The sequence below is a fragment of the Mycobacterium palustre genome (genome assembly GCF_002101785.1).
In the GTDB taxonomy this organism is placed as follows: Bacteria; Actinomycetota; Actinomycetes; order Mycobacteriales; family Mycobacteriaceae; genus Mycobacterium; species Mycobacterium palustre.
Genome location: NZ_LQPJ01000120.1, coordinates 1 through 3,772, shown reverse-complemented (window position 1 = coordinate 3,772; position 3,772 = coordinate 1). Strand labels below are relative to the sequence as shown.

The 3,772-nt window shown below is 73.0% G+C and carries 4 protein-coding genes; 2 read left to right on the top strand and 2 right to left on the bottom strand.

Annotated features, from left to right (window positions below; genetic code table 11):
* Positions 1 to 90: 90 nt before the first annotated feature.
* Together AWC19_RS19405 and AWC19_RS19400 are read right to left on the bottom strand one after the other, a co-directional pair.
* On the bottom strand, positions 91 to 1,182 hold the full coding sequence (locus AWC19_RS19405) for an LCP family protein (protein ID WP_245849149.1): 1,092 nt from the start codon (positions 1,180 to 1,182) through the stop codon (positions 91 to 93).
* A gap of 32 nt (positions 1,183 to 1,214) precedes the next feature.
* On the bottom strand, positions 1,215 to 1,991 hold the full coding sequence (locus tag AWC19_RS19400; protein ID WP_085079629.1) for a DUF2470 domain-containing protein: 777 nt from the start codon (positions 1,989 to 1,991) through the stop codon (positions 1,215 to 1,217).
* Positions 1,992 to 2,087: 96 nt separating this feature from the next.
* Between AWC19_RS19400 and pheA the strand changes: the two genes are divergently transcribed.
* Positions 2,088 to 3,011 (top strand): prephenate dehydratase, encoded by a 924-nt coding sequence (gene pheA, locus AWC19_RS19395; RefSeq protein WP_085079628.1) that lies wholly within the window; start codon positions 2,088 to 2,090, stop codon positions 3,009 to 3,011.
* Positions 3,008 to 3,694, top strand: a complete 687-nt coding sequence (locus AWC19_RS19390) for a histidine phosphatase family protein (RefSeq protein WP_085079627.1) — start codon at positions 3,008 to 3,010, stop codon at positions 3,692 to 3,694. Before pheA ends, AWC19_RS19390 begins: the two co-directional genes overlap by 4 nt.
* Positions 3,695 to 3,772: the final 78 nt, after the last annotated feature.

Genomic DNA, 3,772 nt, shown 5'->3' with positions numbered 1-3,772 from the left:
CGACACGCCACACCCCACCCGGGGGTTCTCCTCACATCAAGCCGACACGCCTGCTACCAACGTCCTGGCCGAGTACAACTAGGGCCCGCGCTACTGCTGGCCGTCGAGCGCGGCCGCGGGCACCGGCGCGTCGGCGGCCAGCGCGTCGAACAGCGTGCCGGCCGCGTCGTGGTTCCACACCACCACCGCCCCGGCCGCGCTGTCGTTGAAGCTGCCGATCGGGACGGTCATCGCCGTGGTGGTCCCGCGCAGTGCCCAGCCCAGCCACGCCAGGTCCCACACGTGGTCGCCGCGGTCCACGCTCAGGGCGCGGGCGGCCGTGCGGGGCACCGAGTACCACCGCACCGGATCGAGCCACACCGTCGGGCTGGTCATCCGGTGCAGCAGCGCAGCCAGGAACTGCCGTTGGTTGACCATCCGGTCCAGGTCCGCGCGCGGCGTGTCACGCGTCCGGACGTAGCCGAGCGCCGTGCGGCCGTCCAGCTTCTGGCAGCCGGCGGGCAGGTCGACGCCGGCCAGCGGATCGCTGATCGGCATGGTCGGGCACATGGTGACCCCGCCCAGCGCGTCGACCAGGGCGGCGAACCCGTCGAAGCCGATCTCGGCGTAGTGGTCCAGCCGTAGCCCGGTGGCCTGCTCGACCGTGCGCGCCAGCAGGGGAGCGCCGCCGATCGCGAAGGCGGCGTTGATCTTGTCCTTGCCGTGGTTCGGGATCGGCACGTAGGAGTCGCGCGGGAGCGACACCACGGTCGCCGGCGTGCTCGACGTGAGCTGCGGGACGTGCACGAGCAGGATGGTGTCGGTGCGGCTGTTGCCGACGTCGCCGCCGGTCGCCAAGTCCCGCTGCTGCTCGGCGGTGAGGCCCTGGCGGGAATCGGAGCCGACGATCAGCCAGTTGGTGCCGCGCCCGGGGCCCGGGCGGTCGGGATAGTCGGTGAGCACCTGCCCGCGGCGCAGCGCCGTGTCGAACCAGGCGTCCGCCGCGACGAGGCCGGCGCCGCCCACCAGCACGACGACCAGCAGGATCGACGCCACGACGCGGACCCAGCTTCGGCGCTTGCGCCGCGCGCTGGGGGGGACGGGACGGGCCGGCGGAGGTGGCGGGGCCGGTCGGCGCAGCGGCGCGGTCGGGCCGAATTGCCCCTGGGGCCCCGGCCGCTGGCGTGATCGGTCGCCGTGCACCTGCACAAGGTACGTGCAGGCGGCGGCGCGGGTCAGCGGCGGGCGCGCAGCCCGTTGACGAACGGGCAGCCCATCAGCAAGCGGAAGGCCTGGCTGAGCCCGGGCATGTCGTCGACCGGCCGGTGGAACGGCAGCCGCACGTCGCGGTCGCCGTCGGTGCCCTCGATCCGGAACCGCATCCCGTAGCGGTCGAGGCCGAGCGGGCGGACCTTGCCGCGGCGCAACGGCGCGGGCAGCTTGGACACCAGCCGCGCCAGGACGTCGTTGTGGACGGTGTCCAGGTGCCAGAGCAGGCTCGCCTCGATCGCGCAGAACGGGTCGGGCCGGGCCGCGAGCAGGTCCGAAACGCTCACGGGTTCGGCGCCGGTGGAATCGGTGACGACCACCGATGCGATCTCTAGCCGTAGCAGTGCGTAGCGGGCATCGCCCCCGTCGGCGGGCGCGGACCGGGGGGTTTCGACCTGCAGCAGGGCCGGGTTGGGGTGCTCGGTGGCGATCCGGTCCAGCAGCGCCGTCACCGCCGCGCCCGGCACCGACACCAGGCGGCCGCGCACCCACACCAGCGACCGGACCGGCTCCCGCAACGGCAGCGGGGCGTAGTCGGTCAGTTCCAGCAGCGCCTGCGATCCCGACGCCGCCCGGGCGGCGCCGACGGGCAGGGCGATCGCGAAGGAGCCGTCGGGCAACAGATGATGCACGGGCGTCGGGACGGGGTCCCGGCGCTCGATCGCCAGCAGCGCGGCGCCGGCCCGGCTGCACGCGCTGCGGATGCGTTCGGCGGTCGTCGGCGCGGGGATCGTCGGCGTCATCGTTCTCCTCGGGAGCTAGCTTAGGTAAGCCTAAGTTAACTTACGACCCGCGCCGTCGCAAGGGCCTCTATCGTTGGCCGCCGTTAGGGTTGGGGCGTGGCCCGCATCGCTTACCTCGGCCCCGAGGGGACGTTCACCGAGGCGGCGCTGCTGCAGATCACGGGCGCCGGGCTGGTTCCCGGGCAGGACGCGGATCCCCTGCGGCGCATGCCAATCGACAGCACGCCCGCGGCGCTCGACGCGGTGCGTGACGGCGCCGCCGACTACGCGTGCGTCCCGATCGAGAACTCGATCGACGGCTCGGTGACGCCCACGCTGGACAGTTTGGCCATCGGTTCGCCGCTGCAAGTCTTCGCCGAGACGACGCTCGACGTGGCGTTCAGCATCGCCGTCAAACCCGGCCTCGGCGCGGCCGACGTGCGCACGCTGGCGGCCTTCCCGGTGGCGGTGGCCCAGGTGCGGCGGTGGCTGGCCGCGCACCTGCCCGGCGCCGAAGTGCGGCCGGCCTACTCCAACGCCGACGCGGCGCGGCAAGTGGCCGAGGGCCAGGCCGACGCCGCGGTGACCTCGCCGCTGGCCGCCGCCCATTGGGGGCTGGCGTCGCTGGCCGACGGCGTGGTCGACGAGCGCAACGCGCGCACCCGGTTCGTGCTGATCGGCCCGCCGGGTCCGCCGCCGGCGCGCACCGGGGCCGACCGGACGTCGGTGGTGTTGCGCATCGACAATGTGCCGGGCGCTCTGTTATCGGCGCTGGCCGAATTCGGCATTCGCGGCATCGACCTCACCCGGATCGAATCCAGGCCGACCAGAACGGAACTGGGCACCTACCTGTTTTTCGCCGACTGCGTCGGCCACATCGACGACGGCGCCGTCGCCGAGGCACTCAAGGCGCTGCACCGTCGTTGTGCCGATGTGCGATACCTGGGTTCCTGGCCGACGGGTTCGGCGGCCGGCGTGCCGCCGCCGTCGGTCGACGAGGCGTCGCGCTGGCTGTCGCGGCTGCGCGAAGGCAAGCCATGACCGGCCGCCTGGTGCTGGTGCGGCACGGCCAGTCCTACGGCAACGTCGAGCGCCGGCTGGACACCCGGCCGCCCGGCGCGGAGCTGACGCCGCTGGGCCGCGACCAGGCCCGGGCGTTCGCCCGCAGCTCGGGACGCCCCGCGATCCTCGCGCACTCCGTGGCCACCCGGGCGTCGCAGACCGCCGCGGTGATCGGCACCGAACTCGACCTGGCCGCGCTGGAAATTCCCGGGATCCACGAGGTGCAGGTGGGCAGTCTGGAGGACCGCAACGACGACGAGGCGGTGGCGGAATTCAACGCGATCTACGAGCGATGGCATCGCGGCGAGGTCGACCTGCCGCTGCCCGGCGGCGAGACGGGCAGCGAGGTGCTGGGTCGCTACGTGCCGGTGCTGACCGAATTGCGCATGCGCTACCTCGACGACGAAAAGTTCCACGGCGACATCGTCGTCGTCAGCCACGGGGCGGCCATCCGGCTGGCGGCTGCCGTGCTGGCCGGCGTGGACGGCAACTTCGCCCTGGATCACCACCTCGACAACGCCGAATCGGTGGTGTTGGCCCCGATCACCGACGGCCGGTGGAGCTGCCTGCGCTGGGGCACGCTGACGCCGCCGTTCTACCCGCAGGCCGACGCGAGTCCGGTCCTGGATGCGCTCAGCTCAAGCACCGACCCGATGGGCTAGCTGTACTCGGCCAGGACGTTGGTAGCAGGCGTGTCGGCTTGATGTGAGGAGAACCCCCGGGTGGGGTGTGGCGTGTCG